The following is an 18782-nucleotide window of genomic DNA, read 5'->3' on the forward strand; positions in this document are numbered from 1 at the left end:
CATCATGTCCGGGATGACGGGTTGGGTGGACCACGGGCGGGACCTGCGGCGCCAGTGGCCGGTGGTCCGGTCGATGACCGCCGCGCTGTCGCCCTGCGGCCCCGGCCGCGAGGGGGTGTGGACCTCCGGGCGGGCCCTGCTGGGCCGGCGCGGGAACGCCCCTGCGGGCGGGCCCCCGCTCACCGTGGTCGAGCGCGAGGGGCGCCCGCGCGCGGTGGTCCTCCTCGACGGCGCGGTCCACAACGCCGCGGAGGTGGCGGCGGAGCTGCGCTCGCGCGGCCACCGCGCGCCCGGGGAGGACGACGCCGGGGTGGTCGGCTCCGCGTACCTGGAGTGGGGGGCCGGGTGCGCCGGCCGCCTGCGCGGGGGGTACGCGTTCGCCGTGTGGGACGTGGACCGCGAGGAGCTGCTGCTGGTCCGGGACCGGCTGGGCACCCGACCCCTGTTCTACCTGCCGCACGGGGACGGGGCGCTGTTCGCCTCCGAGCGCAAGGCCCTGTTCGCCCACCCGGGGACCGAGCGGGCCGTGGACGCCGACGGCCTGCGCGAGATCCTGTCCTACGCGGGCACCCCCGGGCACGGGATCCTGCGCGGGGTCGGCCAGGTGCGGCCCGGGCACCTGGTCCGCGTCACCGGGGGCGGGGTGCGCGAGGAGTGCTACTGGGCGCTGACCGCCCGGCCGCACACCGACGACCTGGCGACCACGGTGCGGACCGTGGCGGACCTGGTGGAGGCGGCGGTCGCCGAGCAGTCCCCGTCCGGGTCCCCCGCGGCCGTGATGCTCTCGGGCGGCCTGGACTCCAGCGGGGTGACCGCGCTGGCCGCGCGGGCCGACCGCGGCGGCGCGCCGCTGCGCACCTTCTCGGTGGCGTTCGGCTCCGAGGAGGACTTCCGCGCGGACGAGGTGTGGAGCACCCCGGACGCGCCGTTCGTGCGGGCGATGGTCGAGCACACCGGCGCCGAGCACACCGACATCGTCGTGGACACCGCCGAGCTGCTCGACCCGGACCTGCGGATCGCCGCGCTGCGGGCCAAGGACATGCCGAGCCCGCTGGGCAACATGAACACGTCGCTGTACCTGCTGTGCCGGGCGGTGCGCGAGCACACGGACACGGCGCTGCTGGGCGACGCGGCCGACGGGGTGTTCGGCGGGGTCATGTGGATGGAGCACGAGCCGCTGCTGCGGGCCCCGACGTTCCCCTGGACCGCGATGGCGCGCTGGACGGGGGCCGAGCACGGGCTGGGCACCGACCTGCTCGCCCCGGACCTGCTGGAGCGGCTGGACGTGGCCGGGTACGGGCGGGAGCGGTACCGCGAGTCCATGGACCGGGTCCCCCGCCCCGCGGACGGGGAGGAGCCGCGCGAGGCGCTCATGCGCGGGGCCTGGTACGTCAACGTCACGAACTGGCTGGAGACCCTGCTCCCGCACAGCGAGGCGATCGCCCGGTCGGTGGGCCTGTCCCTGCGGCTGCCCTACTGCGACCACCGGCTCATCCAGTACGTCTACAACGCCCCGTGGTCGATGAAGGGGTTCGACGGCCGGGAGAAGAGCCTGCTGCGCGCGGCGCTGGCGGACGTGCTGCCGCGCGAGGTGCTCGAACGCCGCAAGTCCCCCTACCCGGTGGTGCAGGACATCGCCTACGCCGAGGCGCTGTGCGCGGACCTGCTGGCGGTGCTCGACGACCCCGGCGCGCCCGTCGCCGACCTGGTGGACCGCGAGGCGGTCGCCAAGGCCGCCGCCGACCCCGGGGCGCTGGTGTCCGGGCGCGGCGTGTGGGTGGCCCGCACCCACGCCGAGATGGTCATCCAGCTGAACTCCTGGCTGTCCGACCAGGGGGTGCGCCTGACCCTTTGACCCGGGCGCGGTGGCGGCGCACCGCGTCGCGGTTGCCGCACGGGGGCGAGCAGTAGCGCTGGCGCCCGTTGCGGGAGAAGTCGGCGTAGACGCGGGCGCAGTCGCGGGCGGCGCACCGGCCCAGCCGGTCCATGCCCCGGCCGGTCAGGTGCAGGGCCGTGCCCACCGCGACGAGCACGGCGATCTGGCGGTGGGCGGGCAGGCCGTCGGGGCGGTAGTGCAGGTGCCAGCCGTCGCCGGTGTGGTCGGTCAGGCGCGGCGCGGACGCGGACTCGGTGAGCAGCGGGTTGAGCAGGGCGGCCCGCGCGGGGGGGTCGGCGGCGTCGACGACCCCGGTCCAGCGCTCCAGGAAGGAGCGGACCCGGGCCAGGTCGTCGTCGCCGACCTCCCGGTCCAGCACGAATCCGACCGCGGCGCAGCGCCGCGCGAGGTCGGCGGCGTCGTGCGGGGGGCGGTTGACCAGGTCGACGGCCAGCCCCACCGGGTCCTGGCCGTAAGGGTTGATATGCATAATGCCATTACACCAGACTGGGCGCATGCCCACCGAGCACGAACACCACTGGACCACCGAATCCGCGCACTCCACCAGCGAGGGCCTGGTCTCCTACCAGCACTGCGCCTGCGGCCGCCGGCGCGTCACCCTGGCCCCCGCCGCCACCGTGGCCGCACCCGCCCCGCGCTGACCCGTCCCCGCAGACGCGGACGCGTGTCCCCGCACCACCAGGCCCCACCGTCACCCTGGCCACACCCGCCGCACACTGACCCCGCCCTCACGCACCCCGCACCACCCGCCCCCGCGGACCGCCCGGCGCACCGCCGGCGGCCCGGCCGGGGCCGTGGTGCCTTGCGGGCGCCCCTCACCTCCTGAGATCCTGCCCGCACCACCGGCCCGGGCGCGTCTCCGGCGGTGGCCGCACACGAAAGGGACATCCGTGACCGACCAGCACGACGCGGCGGGCACCGCCGCACTCTCGGGGACGCTCGCCCTCGGCGGCGACCTGCCGGTCCACCGGCTCGGCTTCGGCGCCATGCGGATCGTCGGCGAGGGGGTGTGGGGCCCGCCGCGCGACCGCGACGGGGCGCTGGCGGTCCTGCGCCGGGCGGTGGAGCTGGGCGTCACCTTCATCGACACCGCCGACTCCTACGGTCCCCAGATCAGCGAGCAGCTCATCCGCGAGGCCCTGCACCCCTACCCCGAGGACCTGGTCATCGGCACCAAGGCGGGGTTCGTGCGCACCGGCCCGGGGCGGTGGCACCGGCTGGGCCGCCCCGAGTACCTGCGCCAGCAGGTGGAGATGAGCCTGCGCACCCTGGGCCTGGAGCGCATCGACCTGTTCCAGCTGCACCGCATCGACCCCGAGGTGCCCCTCGCCGACCAGCTGGGCGAGCTGGCGCTGCTGCGCGAGGAGGGCAAGATCCGGCACATCGGGCTGAGCGAGGTGACCGTGGACGAGCTGTCGGCGGCCCGCGCTGTCGTCCCCGTCGCCTCGGTGCAGAACCAGTACGCGCCCTCCTTCCGGCAGTCGGAGGACGTGCTGGAGCAGTGCGAGAAGGACGGGATCGCCTTCCTGCCCTGGGCCCCGGTGGACCGGGGCACGCTGGCCGGGGCGGAATCGCCGCTGGCCGCCCTGGCCGCCGAGCGCGGGGTCACCCCCGTGCAGCTGGCGCTGGCCTGGCTGCTGCACCGCTCGCCGGTGATGGTGCCCATCCCGGGCACCTCGCGGGTGGCGCACCTGGAGGAGAACGCGGCGGCGGCAGCCCTGCGGCTGTCGGAGGAGGAGGCCGAGCGGATCGGCAGCCACCTGAGCTGAGGCGCGCGCCCGCGGCCCGCCCCGGACGGCGTCCGGGGCGGGCCGGCGGCGCCGCTCAGACCGGGCGCAGGCGGAAGACCTGCAAACGCATGTCGTAGTACTTCTCGGTCTCGCCCACCCACTCCATGCCCAGCCGCCGGGCCACCCCGACGGCGCGCCGGTTGTTGGGCCTGGCCACGGCGAACACCTCGTCGATGCCCTGCTCGAAGGCCCAGCCGATGGCGGCGCGGCTGGCCTCGGTGGCGTAGCCCTGCCCCCACACGTCCGGGCGCAGCGCCCAGGTGAGCTCGAAGTCCTCCTCGTAGGGCGGCAGCAGTTTGAGGGAGAGGCCGCCCACCAGCGCGCCGTCGTCCTTGCGGACGATGGCCCAGCGCCCGGCGGGCGGGATGAGGTTGGGGCCGGCCTCGATCCAGGCGTGCAGGACCGAGCGCATGGCACCCGCGTCGTTCACCGGCTGCCACTCCGGTGTCAGCCAGTGCGCGACCTCGGCCGCCCCGTAGATCTCCAGGGCGGCCTCGGCGTCGTCCAGCTCCCACTCCCTGATGCGGAGTCGGTCGGTCGTCAGCTCAAGGCTCATACCACAACGGTAGCGCCGGGGCGAGCACCGTGACAGGGGTGGCGGGACAAGAGTGGGCATCCGTTGGGGAAGGGCGTCCCGGCGGGGTCCGGGTGCCGTTGCCCCGCAGCGGACCAAGGGAGGGGAAACGGTTCGTCATCCCCCCTTTACTCAGGGTCCCCCTATAGCCTATCGTGGAACCCCGGTCTGGGAGCGCTCCCAGTTCTGGGAGCGCTGCGGCCGACTCCCCCGCTCCTCCGGCCGGGACCTGCGCCCGGGCCCGCCGTGGGGGACGGGTCCGGGCGCCCCCCGGACGGCTCAGGCGGACGCGCCCACCGCGGCGCGCACGTCGGCGGTGATCGCCCCGGCCGCACCGGCGATGGAGCCGACGAAGTAGAAGTGCCCGCCGGGCAGGGTGTGCCGCCGCAGCGGGCCGTCCACGTGCTCGCGCCAGGCGTCCATCCGCGCGGGGGGCATCCCCGTGTCCCCGGCGCCCGACATCGCCGAGACGGGCATGGGCAGCCGCGGGGTCCCCGCGCGCGGGCGCCAGGTGTCGACGAGTTCCAGGTCGGCGCGGAGCAGCGGCTCGGCGGCCCGCCACCGCGCGGGGTCGGCCGCCGCGTCCGGCGGGGCGCCGCCCGTCCGCTCCAGCTCCGCGCGGAGCCGGTCGGCGGGCATCAGGTGGCGCGGCTCGTGCCACTCGGGGCCCGGCGCGGGGCTCCAGGCCGACACCCCCAGCCAGTCCGGCACCGGGCCGCCCGCGGCCAGGGCCAGCAGGGCGATCTCATAGGCCGCGAGCGCGCCCATGCTGTGCCCGAACAGGCCGAAGGGCCGGTCGTGGCCGGCGGCCACCCACGGGTACAGGTGCCGGGCCAGCTCCCGGGCGTCGCGCAGGGGCTCGGTCCCGGGCTCGCGGCCCGGGGCCTGGAGCAGGCACACGTCCCAGTCCGCGGGCAGGTGCCGCACCCAGGGCCGGTAGGCGCGCGCCGAACCGCCCGCGTGGTGCAGGACGAACAGCCGGAAACCCGAGACGGGCACCGGCCGGATCCGGATCAGGGCATCCCGCCGCACCGCACTACTCCTCCGTGGTGGATCGCGGGCGCGGCGGTCCCGCCGCGCCCACGGCGAACCTACCAGTCGGTAGTACCCACTGGTAACAAAAGGGGACCGCGGTGGCCGGCCTAGGATTCCCCCATGTCCGCTCCCCGGCCCGCCAAGGCGCTCAACGAGGGCGTGCGCAAGAGCATGCGCGCCAACAGGGGCCGCGACACCGGCCCCGAACTGGCCGTGCGGCGGCTCGTGCACGCCGCCGGCCTGCGCTACCGGGTCTCGGCCCGGCCGCTGCCGGACCTGCGCCGCACCGCCGACCTGGTCTTCACGCGCCGCCGGATCGCCGTGTTCGTCGACGGCTGCTTCTGGCACGGCTGTCCCGAGCACCACACCCGGGCGCGCACCAACGCCGACTACTGGGCCGAGAAGGTCCGGGCCAACCGCGAGCGCGACGCCGACACCGACCGGCGCCTGGCACGGGCCGGGTGGACGGTGCTGCGGATCTGGGAGCACGAGGGGGCCGACGCCGCGGCCCAGAGGATCGTCGCGGCGGTGCGGGGGGCCGGCGACACGCCCGGGGGGTGACCGGATCCGGCCACCGCCCGGGCGGGCGCGACTATTCCCGCGGGCCGCCCCCGCGCGGCAGGCGGGCCGCGGCGCGCGCGGCCAGGGCGCGCAGGCGGCCCCGGGCGCGCAGCAGCGCCGACCTCACCCGCCCCGTCCGCCCCGCCGCGGTCGCGCCGGAAACCTCCTGGTCAACGGCCCCGTCCGCCGCCACGGCGGCCTGCGAGGCCTGCTCCGTGCGGTCCCGCAGCCGGTCGCGGACCTGGTCGGGGGTGTAGGCGCGGCGCTGGCGCTCCGCGCGGGCGATCGCCACGCCCGTGGCCGCGACTCCCACGAAAGCGGCCGCTCCGAGTACTTTCCACCATCGCATGTGCCTAGGCTAGCGGTGTGGCCGATAGCGAGATCTCTTTGGACCGGGCGCTGGAGCTGACCCGGACCGGCGACGTGTGGGTGTTCCGGGGGACGAGCGCGGCCGACCGCGCCATCCAGATCACCACCAACAGCCCCGTCAACCACGTGGGCATGTCGGTGGTCGTCGACGACCTGCCCCCGCTCATGTGGCACGCCGAGCTGGGCCGGTCCCTGCCCGACATGTGGACCGGCAGGCACCAGCGCGGCGTGCAGCTGCACGACCTGCGCGACGCCGTCCTGGTGTGGGGGCGCAAGTACGGCCAGCGCGGCTGGCTGCGCCAGATCGACCCCGAGGTGGGCCGGGAGGCCGAGGACGCCGTGCTGCGCACCATCGCGCGCCTGGACGGCACCCCCTTCCCCTCCACCGCGCAGATGGCCGGGCGGTGGGCGCGCGGGCGGCTGCCGCTGCGCCTGCCCTCGTTCCGCCGCCGCGACCGGGACCCGGAGCAGGCCGAGAGCGCCCTGGAGTCCGCCTACTGCGCCGAGGTCATCGCCCTGACCTACGAGGCGATGGGCCTGCTGCCCGGCGGGCGCCGCCCCGGGTACTACGACCCGGGGCGGTTCTGGAGCGGGGACCGCCTCAAGCTGGAGGGCGGCCACTCCCTGGGCGGGGAGATCACCGTCTCGCTGCCCGGGGAGTAGCGGGCCCTCACCGGCGGGGCGGGGCGGCGGTGCTGCCGCGCACGACCAGGTCGGTGGCCAGGTCCAGGCGCAGGTTGGCCGGGCGCCCGCCGCGCGCCAGCACCAGCGCCATGCGGGTCGCCTCCTCGGCCATCTCGGTCAGGGGCTGGCGGACCGTGGTCAGCGGCGGCCCCACCCACCGGGCCACCGGCAGGTCGTCGTAGCCCACGACGCTGAGGTCCTCGGGGATGCGCACCCCCAGCTCGCGCGCCGCCTCGTACAGCCCCATGGCCTGGAGGTCGCTGCCCGCGAACACCGCCGTGGGCGGGTCCTCCAGCGCCAGCAGCTCGCGGCCCCGGTCGCGCCCGCTCTCCACGTGGAAGTCCCCGTGCCGGATGAGGGCGGGGTCCACCGCGATGCCCGCCGCGTCCAGGGCCGAGGTGTAGCCGTCGATGCGCGCCTTGCTGCACAGCACCGCGCGCGGCCCGCCGATGACGGCGATGCGCCGGTGCCCCAGGTCGACGAGGTGGCGGGTGGCGGCCAGCCCGCCGCTCCAGTTGGCCGACCCCACCGCGGGCATGTCCGGTCCGGGGTCCCCCGCCGGGTCCACCACGACGAAGGGGATGCCGCGCGCCGAGAGCCGGGTGCGCTGCTCGGCGGCCAGGCCGGAGAAGACCAGGACCACCGCGGTGGGGCGGCGGGCCAGGACCGCGTCGATCCAGTCGTCGCGCGGGGTGCTCCCGCCGGACTCGGTGAGCACGACGCTCAGCCCCTCCTCCCGGGCGATGTTCTCCACCCCGCGCACCACCTCGATGGCCCAGGCGCTGTCGAGTTCGTGGAAGACCAGGTCGATGAGGGCGGAGCGCCCGCCGCCGGGCCCGCGCCGGCGCCGGTACCCGTGGGTGCGGATCAGCTCCTCCACCCGGGCGCGGGTGTCCTCGGCGACGTCGGCGCGGCCGTTGAGGACCTTGGACACGGTGGGGACCGAGACCCCCGCGGCCTCCGCAATTTTCGCGATGGTCACCGGCCCGGTGATCGCCCCGGCGGGGGCCTCCTGGTTCGGGTGTGTACTCACGCCGCCCGATACTACGCGCCTCCGGGCTGTTCAGCACCGCCGCCCGCGAATCCCCGGTGATCTGAGCCACAACGGATATTGACGCGCCTCACGCCGCGTCGTACATTCGGGCACCACAAGTTTCGGAATAAAGTCCGAAAGTTTCGACCAAGGGACACGCGATGACCACCCCCCGAGTCGGCACGGCCGCCGCACTGGCCGCGCTCACCCTGCTCACCGCCACCGCCTGCTCCGGCGGCGGAGCGGCCTCCGAGGACATGCACGTGTGGATGTACCAGGACACCCTCGTCGTCGTCCAGGAGGGAGCCGTCGAACGCTTCAACGAGGACCAGGGCGCCGACGGCACCACCGCCGTCATCGACCAGGTCCCCGGCGACAACTACGTCGAACGCCTGCGCACCGCCATGGGATCGGCCCAAAAGCCCGACGTGTTCTTCAACTGGGGCGCGGGCAGCATCGCCCCCTACGCCGAACAGGGCCTGCTCGAACCCCTCGACGACCACCTCGCCCAGAACCCGGAGCTGGCCGAGGCCTTCCTGCCCTCCGTCCTGGAGTCGGGCAAGGTCGACGGCGTCCAGTACGGCATCCCCCTGCGCGGCACCCAGCCCGTCGTCCTCTTCTACAACCGGGCCGTCTTCGACGAGGTCGGCGCCGAGCCCCCGCAGACCTGGGACGACCTGCTGTCCCTGGTCGACGAGTTCACCGAGGCCGACGTCACCCCCTTCGCCCTGGCCGGCGCCGACCCCTGGACCGAGCAGATGTGGCTCCAGTACCTCGTGGACCGCATCGGCGGACCCGAGGTGTTCGCCCGCATCGCCGGGGGCGACTCCGAGGGCTGGCGCGACCCGGCCATCCTCCAGGCCGCCGAGACGGTCGCCGACCTCGTCGACCGCGGCGCCTTCGGCGACTCCTACGCCTCGGTCAGCTACACCGAGGGCGGCGCCTCCACCCTGCTCTCCGAGGGCCGGGCCGCCATGCACCTCATGGGCTCCTGGGAGTACTCCACCCACCTGGACCAGGCCCCCGAGTTCGCCGAGAACGACCTGGGCTACGTGACCTTCCCGCCGCTGCCGGACGGCGCCGGGGACCCCGCCAACATCGTCGGCAACCCCACCAACTACTTCTCCGTCACCGCCGAGGGCCCCCACCTGGAGCACGCCCTGGAGTTCCTGGCCTACACCGCCCAGGACGAGTACGTGGCCGACATGGTCGCCAACGGCGAGGTGCCCACCACCACCGGCGCCGAGGACGTGCTCGCCGACAGCCCCGACCCCGAGTTCGCCGTCTTCCAGTACGAGCTGGTCCGCGACGCCCCCCACTTCCAGCTGTCCTGGGACCAGGCGCTGACCCCGGAGATCGCCACCCCGATGGTCACCGAGATCGAGGCCCTCTTCAACGGCCAGAGCACCCCGGAGGAATTCGTCGACGCCGTGGCCGCCCTGTGAGCGCCCCCGCCCGCAGCCGGGCCGCCCCCCGCACCGGGCGGCCCGGCCCCCTCTGGGCCCTGCCCGGCGCCCTGTTCTTCGGCGTGTTCGCCGTCCTGCCCATGCTCCTGGTGGCGTACCTGTCCTTCACCCACTGGAACGGGCTGGGCACCCCCGCCTTCGCCGGGCTCGACAACTGGACCCGCCTGGCCGGCGACCCCCTCATGCACCGCGCCGCCGGGCTGAGCCTGCTCCTCACCGTCTCCAGTTGGGCGATCCAGACACCGATCAGCCTGCTGCTGGGGGTGTGGTCGGCCGGGCGCCAGCGCGGCCGGGCCTTCCTCTCGGCGGTCTTCTTCCTACCCCTGCTGCTGTCGTCCGCGGCCGTGGCCATCGTCTGGCGCGCCCTGCTCGACCCCAACTTCGGCCCCCTGGCCTGGGCCGGGCCCGCCCTGGGCCTGGGCTCCCTGGACCCGCTGGGCAGCGGCGGCAGCGCCTTCTGGGTGATCGTGGCCGTCGCGGCCTGGCAGTTCATCCCCCTGCACATGCTGCTCTACCAGGGCGGGGCCCGCCAGATCCCGGCCACCCTCTACCAGGCGGCCCGCATCGACGGCGCCGGGCGCCTGGGCATGTTCTGGCACATCACCCTGCCCCAGCTGCGCAACACCATCACCACCTCCTCGGTGCTGATGGTCGTCGGATCGCTGACCTACTTCGACACGGTGCTCATCATGACCGACGGCGGCCCGGGCACCGACACCACCATCGTCCCCTACCTCATGTTCCGGGCCGGGTTCCGCAGCTGGGAGCTGGGCTACGCCGGCGCCATCGCGTTCACCCTGGTCGTGGTGGCCACGCTGATCGCCCTGGTGATGGTCCGCCTGACGGGGTTCGGCTCGATGCGCAGCACCAGGGAGGGCCTGTGAGAAGCGTCGTGGACGAACGCACCCCCGCGAGCGGGCGGCGCACCGCCCCGCCCCCGCGCCGCCCCGGCACCGCCGGGCGCGTCCGCCACCGCGGGGTGGGCGAGCGCCCCAACCTCCTGGGCGGCCTGGGCGCCCTGGCCTGGCTCGCCGTGGTGGTACTGCCGCTGTACGCCCTGGTCATCGCCACCTTCCAGCGCGGCGAGAACTACGTCCCCGAGGGCCCGCTGGCCCCGCCCTCGGACCCCACCCTGGGCAACTACGCCACCGCCGTCGACAAGGGGCTGCTCGGCTTCATCGGCAACACCGCCCTGGTCACGGTGGGCGTGGTCGCCCTGGTCGTGGTGCTGGCCGCCACCACCTCGTTCGCCGTGGTGCGCTCGCGCACCCGGCTCACCGACACCGCGTTCCGCATGTTCCTGCTGGGCCTGGCCATCCCGGCGCAGGCCGTCATCATCCCCGTGTACGTCATCATCGTGCGCCTGGAGCTGTACGACACCCTCGCCGCGATCGTCCTGCCCACCGCCGCCTTCGCCCTGCCGGTGTGCGTGCTCATCCTCGTCGGCTCCATGCGCGACATCTCCGAGGAGCTGTACGAGGCCATGGCCCTGGACGGCGCCGGACCGGTGCGCACCTTCTGGCGCCTGGTCGTGCCCATGTCCCGCTCCGGGCTGGGCACCGTCGCCGTCTACTCCGCGCTCCAGGCCTGGAACGGCTTCCTGTTCCCGCTGATCCTCACCCAGTCCTCCGACCGGCGCGTCATCACCATGGGCCTGTACGAGTTCCAGGGCGAGTACCGGGTCGACGTCCCCGGGCTCCTCACCGCCGTCGTCCTGTCCACCGTCCCCCTCTTCCTCGTCTACCTGGTGGCCCGCCGCTCCCTCGCTGACGGCCTGATGGGCGTGGGCGGCAAATGAGCCGCCGGGTTTCGGACCGCCGCGACCAGGGCAGGCGGCTGATGACACCGGGAGGGCCCGGGCGCGAACCGAACGGCTCCCCCGCCCGTAGTCCCCCACAGGGACGGGACGAGGGGAACCGATGGACCACGACGCACTGGACGGGGCCGCGGAGGCCGAACTGGCGACCCGCTGGGGACCTTTCCGCCTGGTGGCCTTTCGCGACCCGGCCGACCGCACCGACCACATGGCCCTGGTGCGCGGCAGCGTCCGCGACCGCGACGAGGTCCCGGTGCGCGTGCACTCCGAATGCCTCACCGGCGACGTCTTCGGGGCCCTGCGCTGCGAGTGCGGCGACCAGCTCACCGCCGCCCTGGACACCGTCGCCGCCGCCGGCCTGGGCGTGATCGTCTACCTGCGCGGCCACGAGGGGCGCGGCATCGGCCTGCTGGACAAGGTCCGCACCCTGGCGCTCCAGGACGGGGCGGGGCTGGACACCGTCGACTCGGCCACCGCCCTGGGCCTGCCCGTGGACGTGCGCGACTACGGACCCGCCGCCCGCGTCCTGCACCACCTGGGCGTGCGCTCGGTGCGCCTGCTGTCCAACAACCCCGACAAGGTCCGCGCCCTGAAGGAGCACGGGGTACGGGTGGCCGCCCGCGAACGCCTGCTCGCCCCCGTGCGCCCCGAGAACCTGCCCTACCTCAGGGCCAAGCGCGAGCGGCTGGGCCACGACCTGCCCGCACCGGACCTGCCCGATGCCTGACCTCGCCGCCGCGGCGGACGCCCGGCGCTCCCCGCACCGCGCGCTCGCCGGCGCGGCAGCCGCCCAGATCGCCGTGCTCGCGGCCCTGGCCGCCACCGTCGGCCTGGGCCCGGCCGGGGCGGCGGTGGCCGCGGCCACCGCCGCCGCGGGCGCCCTGCTCACCGCCCGCGCCGCCCTCCGCGCCCGCCACCGGTTCGGCCCCGCCGACGCCGTCACCCTGGCCCGGTGCACCCTCATCGCCGCCACCGCGGGGCTGGTCGCCGACGGCGCCCACCCCTGGGCGGTGCTGGGCACCGCCGCCCCGGCCCTGGCCCTGGACCTGGTCGACGGGCCGGTGGCCCGCCGCACCCGCACCGCCACCGACTTCGGGGCGCGTTTCGACATGGAGGCGGACGCGTTCCTGCTGCTGGTCCTGAGCGTGGCCGCCGCGCCCCTGCTCGGCCCGTGGACGCTCGCGGTCGGCGGGATGCGGTACGCGTTCGCCGCCGCCGCGTGGTGGGCCCCCTGGCTGTCGGCGCCGCTGCCGCCCGGCCGGGCCCGCAAGGTTGTGGCCGCCCTACAGGGGGTCGCGCTCCTGGCGGCCCTGGCCCCGCTCACCCCCGTGCCGGTCGCCGCCGCCGCGGTCGCGGTCGCCCTGGCGCTGCTCACCTGGTCCTTCGGCCGCGACGTCCGGTGGCTCCACCGCACCCGGAACCCGGCCGGCACCGCCCCCGAACGCGTCCGGACCTGAAAGGGTGGCGGGGACATCCACCAGGAGGAGGACCATGGCACGGACCGCGCGGGCGTTCTGGACCCTCTCGCCCGGCAGGGGCGAGATCCGCGAGGAGGCACTGGCCGACCCCGGACCCGGCCGGGTCCTGGTGCGCACCCTGTACTCCGGCATCAGCCGCGGCACCGAGACCCTGGTGTTCGGCGGCGGCGTCCCGCCCGGCCAGTACCGGGTCATGCGCGCCCCCTTCCAGGAGGGCGACTTCCCCGGCCCGCTCAAGTACGGGTACCTCAACGTGGGCGTCGTCGAGGAGGGCCCCGACCGGCTGGCCGGGCGCACGGTGTTCACCCTCCACCCGCACCAGGACCTGTTCACCGTCCCGGTGGACGCCGTCTGCCCCGTGCCCGAAGGGGTGCCCGCCGAGCGGGCGGTGCTGGCCGGGACGGTCGAGACCGCCGTCAACGCCCTGTGGGACGCCTCGCCCCTGATCGGGGACCGCATCGCCGTGGTGGGCGCCGGGATGGTGGGCTGCTGCGTGGCCCGCCTGGCGGCGGGCATCCCGGGGGCGCGCGTCCAACTGGTAGACGTGGACCCCGCCCGCGCGGACACCGCCGCCGCGCTGGGGGTGGGGTTCGCCGCGCCGGAGGACGCCGGCGCCGACTGCGACCTGGTCTTCCACACCAGCGCCACCGAGGCCGGGCTCACCCGCTCCCTGGAGCTGCTCGCGCCCGAGGGCGAGGTGGTCGAGCTGAGCTGGTACGGCGACCGGCGGGTGATCCTGCCGCTGGGCGGGGAGTTCCACTCCCAGCGGCTGGCCGTGCGCGCCAGCCAGGTGGGGATGATCTCCCCCGCCCGCCGGTCCCGCTACGAGCACGCCGAACGCCTCCAGCTGGCCCTGCGCCTGCTCGCCGACCCGGCCTTCGACGCCCTGCTGACCGGCGAGAGCGCCTTCGGGGACCTGCCCTCGGTGCTGCCGCGGCTGGCCGACGGCTCCCTGCCCGCCCTGTGCCACCGCATCGCCTACCCCTGACCGGGGAGCGGGGCGCCGCCCCGGCCGTGCCCGCAAACGGGGGCCGGGGTCCCCGGGCCCGGCACGAGCCATCCGAGCCGAGGGCCGGGTCCCGGCACGAAAGACCGCACCCGCGGCCGACGCCGAGGGCGCGGGCATGGACCGAAAAGCGGCACCCGCGGCCCGGAACCCGGAGACGGCGGGACCGGCCGTGCGACCCTGCCCGCGGCCGAGCACCGAAGGCCGCGCCGGGGACCGGACGGCCGGGCCCGGGAGCGCGATCCGCCTCCCGGGGCCCCGACGCACCGGGGCCGCCCGGCCCGGCCCTCAGGGCGTGAAGACCGTGCCCGGGACGGCGACGGCGACCGGGCCGCCGAAGGACTCCCCGGCGTGCTCGCGGCCCCGGTCCCGGTCGGCCGGGTCGGCGAAGTGGGTCAGGACCAGGCGCCGGGCCCGCGCCCGGGCCGCGAGGGCCCCGGCCATGCGCGCGGTCAGGTGGCCGTGCCCGTGCAGGGCCTGCTCGTCGGCCTCCAGGTAGGTGGCCTCGCACACGAACAGGTCCGCCTCGCGGGCCGCCTCCGCCACCGGTTCGCAGTCGCCGGTGTCGGAGGAGAACGCCACCGTCCGGCCGTCCGGGCCCTCGAACCGCAGCGCCGCCGAGGGCACGCTGTGGTGGGCCGCGAAGGACCGGAACGCCGCACCGTCCACCTCGTGGACGGTCCACCCGTCCCTGGGCATCTCCACCACCTCGAACGACTGGGCGATGGGCCGGTTCATGGCGGCCAGGGTGGGGATGCCGAAGACCGCGTCAAAGGCGGCCAGCCGGTCGGTCTCGCCCGCGGGCACGAAGAGCGGGACGCGCGGCAGCACCTCGGGGAAGGTCCACCGGTACGCCCACGCCATCAGGTCCAGGCTGTGGTCGGCGTGCAGGTGGGTCACCACGATCCCGCGCAGCCGGTCCAGCCCGTACCGGGAGCAGTAGGCCAGCAGCGACCCGGGGCCGGCGTCGACCAGGACCACCCCCGTCCGGGTGTGCAGGAGGTAGCACGAGGCGGGCCCCTCCCGGGTGGGCGCGGTCGCGTTGGATCCGAGGATCTCCAGTTCCAGCATGTGTGCTCCTGACTCGTTCGCACGTGGTGGCGACCGGCCGTGTCGGACGGCCGGCGCGGGGGTGGAAGGGGTTCGGCGGGGGCCGCTCCCCCGCCGGAGGGCGGCGGCGCCCGCCCCGGGGCGCGGCCCGGTCCGTTCAGGCCCCCGGGGTGAGCAGCACGGCCCGGCCCGGGGCCACCGCCAGGGACACCGACCCGCCCACGCGCGCGTCCGGGGGCACCCGCACCCCCAGGACCTGCTCCCCCGCCCGGACGGTCAGCCGGACCCCGTCCCCGGTGAACTCCGAGTGGGTCACCCGCGCCTCCAGCACCGCCCGCGCGGGATCGTCGGTGACGGTGAGGCTGTCGTGGCGCAGCAGCAGGCGGGTGCTCCCGTGCGCGGTGGGGCGCACGGCCAGGTCCCGGACCGGGACCCGCCAGCGCCCGTCCAGGGCCAGCGCGTGCCCGTCGTCGACGACGGCGTCCAGCAGCACCGCACCGGCCAGGAAGTCCGCGACGAAGGCGTCGGCCGGGTCGTCCCACAGCCTGCGGGGCGTGTCGAACTGGACCAGGCGGCCCTCGCGCAGCAGCGCGATCCGCGACCCCAGGGACAGCGCCTCCTGCTGGTCGTGGGTGACGATGAGGGTGGCGCAGTCGGTCTCGGCGAGCATGGCGGCCAGCTCCCGGCGCAGCCCGCCGCGCAGCTGGGGGTCCAGCGCGGCCAGCGGCTCGTCCAGCAGCAGGGCGTCGGGCCGGATCGCCAGCGCGCGGGCCAGGGCCACCCGCTGGCGCTGGCCGCCGGAGAGCTGGTCGGGCCGGCGCTGGGCCAGGTCGGTGAGCCGGGTGACCTCCAGCATCTCCCGGACCCGCTCCCGGCGCCGGGCCGCCGCCGTGCCCCGGGCGCGCAGCCCGTAGGCGATGTTGGCGGCCACGCTCATGTGCGGGAACACCGCGTAGTTCTGCGGGACCAGCCCGATGTTGCGCCGGGACGGGTTCCACCCGGTGACGTCGCGCCCGGCCAGGGACACCGCTCCCCCGCTGACCGGGACCAGCCCGGCGACGGCGCGCAGCGTGGTGCTCTTGCCGCAGCCCGAGGGCCCGATCACGGCGACGGTTTCGGCGGGGGCCACGTCCAGGGACACCCCCCGCACGGCGGCGGTGGAGCCGTAGTGGACGGTCAGGCCGTCCACGGCCAGCCCCTCCGCTCGTGCGGGGGCGGACCGCCGGTCGGCGGCGGCGCGGATGCTCACGGGTTCCTCCTCGGGGCCCGGCGCCGGGCCCAGGCGATGGCGGTCAGCACCGGCGCGACGAAGGCGATGAAGATCGCCGACTGCGCCGAGGCGAGTTCGAGGCGCTGGGTGGAGTAGGAGTCGAACAGCGCGAACGGTGCGGTGGGGGTGGCGGGCGGGTTGATGAAGAAGCTGATGTTGAACTCGCCGAAGGAGAGGGCGAAGACCATGGTGACCGCCTGGGCGAGGGCGACCGCGCAGGACGGGACCGTGAGGGTGCCCAGCACCCGGGCGGGGCCCGCGCCGAGGCTGCGCGCGACGCTCTCGTTGGTGCGCAGCTCGTCGTCGGCCAGGGCCGGGACCAGGGCCGCCAGGGTGAACGGCAGGGTGAACACGAGGTGGCCCAGGACCAGCAGCAGGCCGCTGGGGCGCAGCATCGGGTAGGCGCCCACCAGCGCCACGCTCAGCGCGATGCCGGGCACGGCCAGGGGCACGTTCACCAGGTGGCCGGTCAGGCGGGTCAGCGGCGAGGGGTGGCGGGCCACCCACCAGGCCAGCGGGCCGCCCACCAGGAGGTTGAGCACGACCACCAGCACGGCCACGGCCAGGCTGCGGCCGATCACCGGGGCCAGCGGCGGCCAGGCGTAGGCGAACCAGTCCAGGGTCGGCCCGCCGCCCCAGGGGCCCTGCGAGAAGTCGGCGCTGGTGGCGGCCACCAGGGTCGCCAGGATCGGGACGGCCACGAAAACGCAGGTCAGATAGGTGACGACGCGGGTCATGCGGCCACCGCCCGTCGGACGAGGCGGGCCAGGGCCCGGCCCAGGACCAGCGCCAGCACCGCCATCGCCGCCAGGACCACGGCGAGGGTGGAGGAGGCGGCCACCCGGTAGCCGGTGGTCAGCTCGTTGGCGACGTTGAGCGGCAGCAGCCGCACCCCCTCGGACAGGGTCGCCACCGTGCCGTACCCGCCCAGGGCGACCGCCAGCGCGGTCCCGCCGGTCTCGATGGCGGCGGGCAGCAGCAGGGGCAGGGTGACGGTGCGGAACACGCGCGCCCGGGAGGCGCCCAGGGTGCGGGCGCTCTCGGCCAGGGCGGGGTCCAGGGTCGCGGCGGCGCCGCGCAGCGGGCCGAGCACGCGGGGCAGGCAGAAGTAGACGTAGGCGACGAGCAGTCCGGTGAAGGTGTAGGCCAGCCCCGAGAAGCCGTCCCAGGCCAGGCCCAGCAGCCCGGTGCGGCCGGTCAGGATGATCGCGAAGAAGCCGATGATGATGCCGGGCAGCGCGATGGGCAGGGTGAGCAGGGCGTCGGCGGCGGCTCCGCCCCGGCCGGCGCGGTCGTCCCGGGCCTGGCGCAGCACCACGGGCACGGCGACCAGGAGCGTGAACAGGACCGCTCCCCCGGCGATGAGCACGGAGTTGAGCAGCGCGTCGCGGACGGCCGCCGAGCCCAGGGCCCGGGAGTAGTGCTCCAGGGTGGGGCCGCCGTCGGCCGGGGGCCGGCCCAGGCCCAGGGAGTTGGCGGCCATCACCGCGACGGGGTAGGCGCTGAACAGGCCGACGACGGCCAGGGCCGGGAGCGCGGCGAGCCAGGCCGGCGGTGCCGCGGCGCGCCCCCGGGCGGGTGCGCGGAGGGACACTAGAATCCGACCTCGTCCTGGTAGAGCCCGATGAACTCCTGCTGGCGCTGCCCCTGCTCGGCGTAGTCGACGGTGCGGGCGCGCTCGTAGTCCTGGGGCGGCAGCACCTTGTCGGCGACCTCGTCGGGCATCTCCCCCACGACCGGGCGCATGTACCCGGCGGCGAACAGGCCCTGGCCCTCCTCGGAGAAGTAGAAGTCGAGGAGCCTCCTGCCGTTGTCCGCGTTGGGCGCGCCCTCGACCAGGCCGACGATGTACGGGATCTGGAGGGAGCCCTCCCGGGGGATGACCACGGAGACGTCGGCGCCCTCGTCGCGGAGCCTGTAGCCGTTGAAGTCGGTGTCGATGAGGATGGGGATCTCGCCCTGGGCGACCTTGGCGGTCGCGGTCTGGGCGGCGGTGGAGGCGCCGTTGTCCTTGAGGTCGCCCAGGTAGTCCAGGCCCGGGCCCCAGTCGTCGAGGTCGCCGCCCAGGGCGAGGTTGACGGCGGTGGCGGCGGAGTAGCCCACCGCGGCCTGGGTGGGGTCGAGGTAGCCGACCTTGCCCTCGTAGGCGGGGTCGAGCAGGTCCGCCCAGCCCTGGGGCACGGGGGCGCCGTCGAGGTGGTCCTCGTTGACGATGAAGGCGATGGTGCCGGTGTGCACGGCGGTCCAGGCGCCGTCGGGGTCGCGCAGGTCGTCGGGGACCTGCTCGGCGCCCTCGGGCACGTAGTCCTGGAGGACGCCGGCGTCCGTCAGCTGCCCGGCGAAGGCGATGCCGGTGTAGGCGACGTCGGCGACGGGTGCGCCCTTCTCGGCCTGGAGGGCGGCCAGGGCCTGGCCGGAGTTCTTGGGGTCGTTGGGGGCCTCGATACCGGTCCGCTCGGTGAAGGCGTCCAGCACCGCGCCGTAGTTGCCCCACTCGGTGGGCGAGTTGTAGGTGATGACGATGCCGTTCTCGCCCGCGGCCGCTCCCGCCGGGGGCTCCACGTTGCCGCAGGCGGCCAGGGTCAGGGCGGCGAGGGCGGCGGCGGTGCCGGCGGTCGCCGCGCGTCGGTGGGACATGGGGGCTCCGATGCTGGTGGGGCGGCCCGCGCGGGGCCGGGGAAGGAACGGGAGGACGTTGTGATTAAACGATTTATCATGGGGGTGACCTGCACTGTCTCCATGTGTGTCCAACG

Annotated in this window: 21 protein-coding genes; 11 read left to right on the plus strand and 10 right to left on the minus strand. The window is 75.5% G+C overall.

Annotation, left to right across the window (positions count from 1 at the left end; genetic code table 11):
• Positions 1 to 13 precede the first annotated feature (13 nt).
• Positions 14 to 1855 (plus strand): asparagine synthase (glutamine-hydrolyzing), encoded by a 1842-nt coding sequence (asnB, locus tag BUE45_RS02095; protein ID WP_245832707.1) that lies wholly within the window; start codon positions 14 to 16, stop codon positions 1853 to 1855.
• Here the strand turns inward: asnB and BUE45_RS02100 are convergent.
• The gene (locus BUE45_RS02100; protein WP_073374311.1) at positions 1803 to 2366 is read right to left on the minus strand and encodes a CGNR zinc finger domain-containing protein; all 564 of its coding nucleotides are present in this window, start codon (positions 2364 to 2366) and stop codon (positions 1803 to 1805) included. The genes asnB and BUE45_RS02100 overlap by 53 nt on opposite strands.
• A gap of 25 nt (positions 2367 to 2391) precedes the next feature.
• On the opposite strand from BUE45_RS02100, the gene BUE45_RS32355 reads away from it, so the two are divergent.
• Together BUE45_RS32355 and BUE45_RS02105 are read left to right on the plus strand one after the other, a co-directional pair.
• Positions 2392 to 2538 carry a hypothetical protein gene (locus BUE45_RS32355; RefSeq protein WP_178378424.1) on the plus strand — a complete coding sequence of 49 codons (147 nt, stop codon included), beginning with the start codon at positions 2392 to 2394 and terminating at the stop codon, positions 2536 to 2538.
• 249 nt (positions 2539 to 2787) lie between these two features.
• Complete coding sequence (locus BUE45_RS02105; RefSeq protein ID WP_073374312.1) at positions 2788 to 3666, plus strand: aldo/keto reductase; 879 nt, start codon at positions 2788 to 2790, stop codon at positions 3664 to 3666.
• Positions 3667 to 3721: 55 nt separating this feature from the next.
• Here BUE45_RS02105 and BUE45_RS02110 read toward each other — a convergent pair whose 3' ends face one another.
• Both BUE45_RS02110 and BUE45_RS02115 read right to left on the minus strand, forming a co-directional pair.
• Positions 3722 to 4243 (minus strand): GNAT family N-acetyltransferase, encoded by a 522-nt coding sequence (locus BUE45_RS02110; protein ID WP_073374313.1) that lies wholly within the window; start codon positions 4241 to 4243, stop codon positions 3722 to 3724.
• Positions 4244 to 4540: 297 nt separating this feature from the next.
• On the minus strand, positions 4541 to 5293 hold the full coding sequence (locus BUE45_RS02115) for a thioesterase II family protein (RefSeq protein ID WP_073374314.1): 753 nt from the start codon (positions 5291 to 5293) through the stop codon (positions 4541 to 4543).
• Between the two features lie 123 nt (positions 5294 to 5416).
• Here BUE45_RS02115 and BUE45_RS02120 point away from each other — a divergent pair, with 123 nt between their 5' ends.
• Positions 5417 to 5857, plus strand: a complete 441-nt coding sequence (locus BUE45_RS02120) for a very short patch repair endonuclease (RefSeq protein WP_073374315.1) — start codon at positions 5417 to 5419, stop codon at positions 5855 to 5857.
• Between the two features lie 31 nt (positions 5858 to 5888).
• On the opposite strand, the gene BUE45_RS02125 is transcribed toward BUE45_RS02120, so the two are convergent.
• Positions 5889 to 6206, minus strand: coding sequence for a hypothetical protein (locus tag BUE45_RS02125; RefSeq protein WP_073374316.1), 318 nt, complete (start codon positions 6204 to 6206; stop codon positions 5889 to 5891).
• A gap of 32 nt (positions 6207 to 6238) precedes the next feature.
• On the opposite strand from BUE45_RS02125, the gene BUE45_RS02130 reads away from it, so the two are divergent.
• Positions 6239 to 6889: a hypothetical protein gene (locus BUE45_RS02130; RefSeq protein WP_073375305.1), complete on the plus strand. Its 651-nt coding sequence runs from the start codon at positions 6239 to 6241 to the stop codon at positions 6887 to 6889.
• 7 nt (positions 6890 to 6896) lie between these two features.
• Here the strand turns inward: BUE45_RS02130 and BUE45_RS02135 are convergent, their stop codons facing one another.
• Positions 6897 to 7904, minus strand: a complete 1008-nt coding sequence (locus BUE45_RS02135; RefSeq protein WP_073375302.1) for a LacI family DNA-binding transcriptional regulator — start codon at positions 7902 to 7904, stop codon at positions 6897 to 6899.
• Positions 7905 to 8104: 200 nt separating this feature from the next.
• Between BUE45_RS02135 and BUE45_RS02140 the strand changes: the two genes are divergently transcribed.
• The 6 genes from BUE45_RS02140 (at position 8105) to BUE45_RS02165 (ending at position 13691) form a co-directional block, all read left to right on the plus strand.
• Positions 8105 to 9388, plus strand: coding sequence for an ABC transporter substrate-binding protein (locus BUE45_RS02140; protein ID WP_073374317.1), 1284 nt, complete (start codon positions 8105 to 8107; stop codon positions 9386 to 9388).
• Complete coding sequence (locus BUE45_RS02145) at positions 9385 to 10293, plus strand: carbohydrate ABC transporter permease (RefSeq protein WP_245832709.1); 909 nt, start codon at positions 9385 to 9387, stop codon at positions 10291 to 10293. The genes BUE45_RS02140 and BUE45_RS02145 overlap by 4 nt, the downstream gene beginning before the upstream one ends.
• 8 nt (positions 10294 to 10301) lie before the next feature.
• Positions 10302 to 11207, plus strand: a complete 906-nt coding sequence (locus BUE45_RS02150; protein ID WP_073374318.1) for a carbohydrate ABC transporter permease — start codon at positions 10302 to 10304, stop codon at positions 11205 to 11207.
• 121 nt (positions 11208 to 11328) lie between these two features.
• The gene (locus BUE45_RS02155; RefSeq protein ID WP_073374319.1) at positions 11329 to 11952 is read left to right on the plus strand and encodes a GTP cyclohydrolase II; all 624 of its coding nucleotides are present in this window, start codon (positions 11329 to 11331) and stop codon (positions 11950 to 11952) included.
• On the plus strand, positions 11945 to 12682 hold the full coding sequence (locus BUE45_RS02160; protein ID WP_073374320.1) for a CDP-alcohol phosphatidyltransferase family protein: 738 nt from the start codon (positions 11945 to 11947) through the stop codon (positions 12680 to 12682). Before BUE45_RS02155 ends, BUE45_RS02160 begins: the two co-directional genes overlap by 8 nt.
• Before the next feature lie 34 nt (positions 12683 to 12716).
• Positions 12717 to 13691: a zinc-dependent alcohol dehydrogenase gene (locus BUE45_RS02165; RefSeq protein WP_073374321.1), complete on the plus strand. Its 975-nt coding sequence runs from the start codon at positions 12717 to 12719 to the stop codon at positions 13689 to 13691.
• A 306-nt stretch (positions 13692 to 13997) separates the two neighbouring features.
• Here the strand turns inward: BUE45_RS02165 and BUE45_RS02170 are convergent, their stop codons facing one another.
• From BUE45_RS02170 to BUE45_RS02190, 5 genes are all read right to left on the minus strand, one after another.
• Positions 13998 to 14780, minus strand: a complete 783-nt coding sequence (locus tag BUE45_RS02170; protein WP_073374323.1) for an MBL fold metallo-hydrolase — start codon at positions 14778 to 14780, stop codon at positions 13998 to 14000.
• A gap of 136 nt (positions 14781 to 14916) precedes the next feature.
• Complete coding sequence (locus BUE45_RS33725) at positions 14917 to 16008, minus strand: ABC transporter ATP-binding protein (RefSeq protein ID WP_073374325.1); 1092 nt, start codon at positions 16006 to 16008, stop codon at positions 14917 to 14919.
• On the minus strand, positions 16005 to 16766 hold the full coding sequence (locus BUE45_RS02180) for an ABC transporter permease (protein ID WP_073374327.1): 762 nt from the start codon (positions 16764 to 16766) through the stop codon (positions 16005 to 16007). The genes BUE45_RS33725 and BUE45_RS02180 overlap by 4 nt, the downstream gene beginning before the upstream one ends.
• Positions 16763 to 17629 carry an ABC transporter permease subunit gene (locus tag BUE45_RS02185; RefSeq protein ID WP_178378448.1) on the minus strand — a complete coding sequence of 289 codons (867 nt, stop codon included), beginning with the start codon at positions 17627 to 17629 and terminating at the stop codon, positions 16763 to 16765. Before BUE45_RS02185 ends, BUE45_RS02180 begins: the two co-directional genes overlap by 4 nt.
• Positions 17623 to 18666 carry an extracellular solute-binding protein gene (locus BUE45_RS02190; protein WP_073374331.1) on the minus strand — a complete coding sequence of 348 codons (1044 nt, stop codon included), beginning with the start codon at positions 18664 to 18666 and terminating at the stop codon, positions 17623 to 17625. The genes BUE45_RS02185 and BUE45_RS02190 overlap by 7 nt, the downstream gene beginning before the upstream one ends.
• Between the last annotated feature and the right edge of the window lie 116 nt (positions 18667 to 18782).

Source organism: Nocardiopsis flavescens, from assembly GCF_900141985.1.
Classification (GTDB): Bacteria; Actinomycetota; Actinomycetes; order Streptosporangiales; family Streptosporangiaceae; genus Nocardiopsis; species Nocardiopsis flavescens.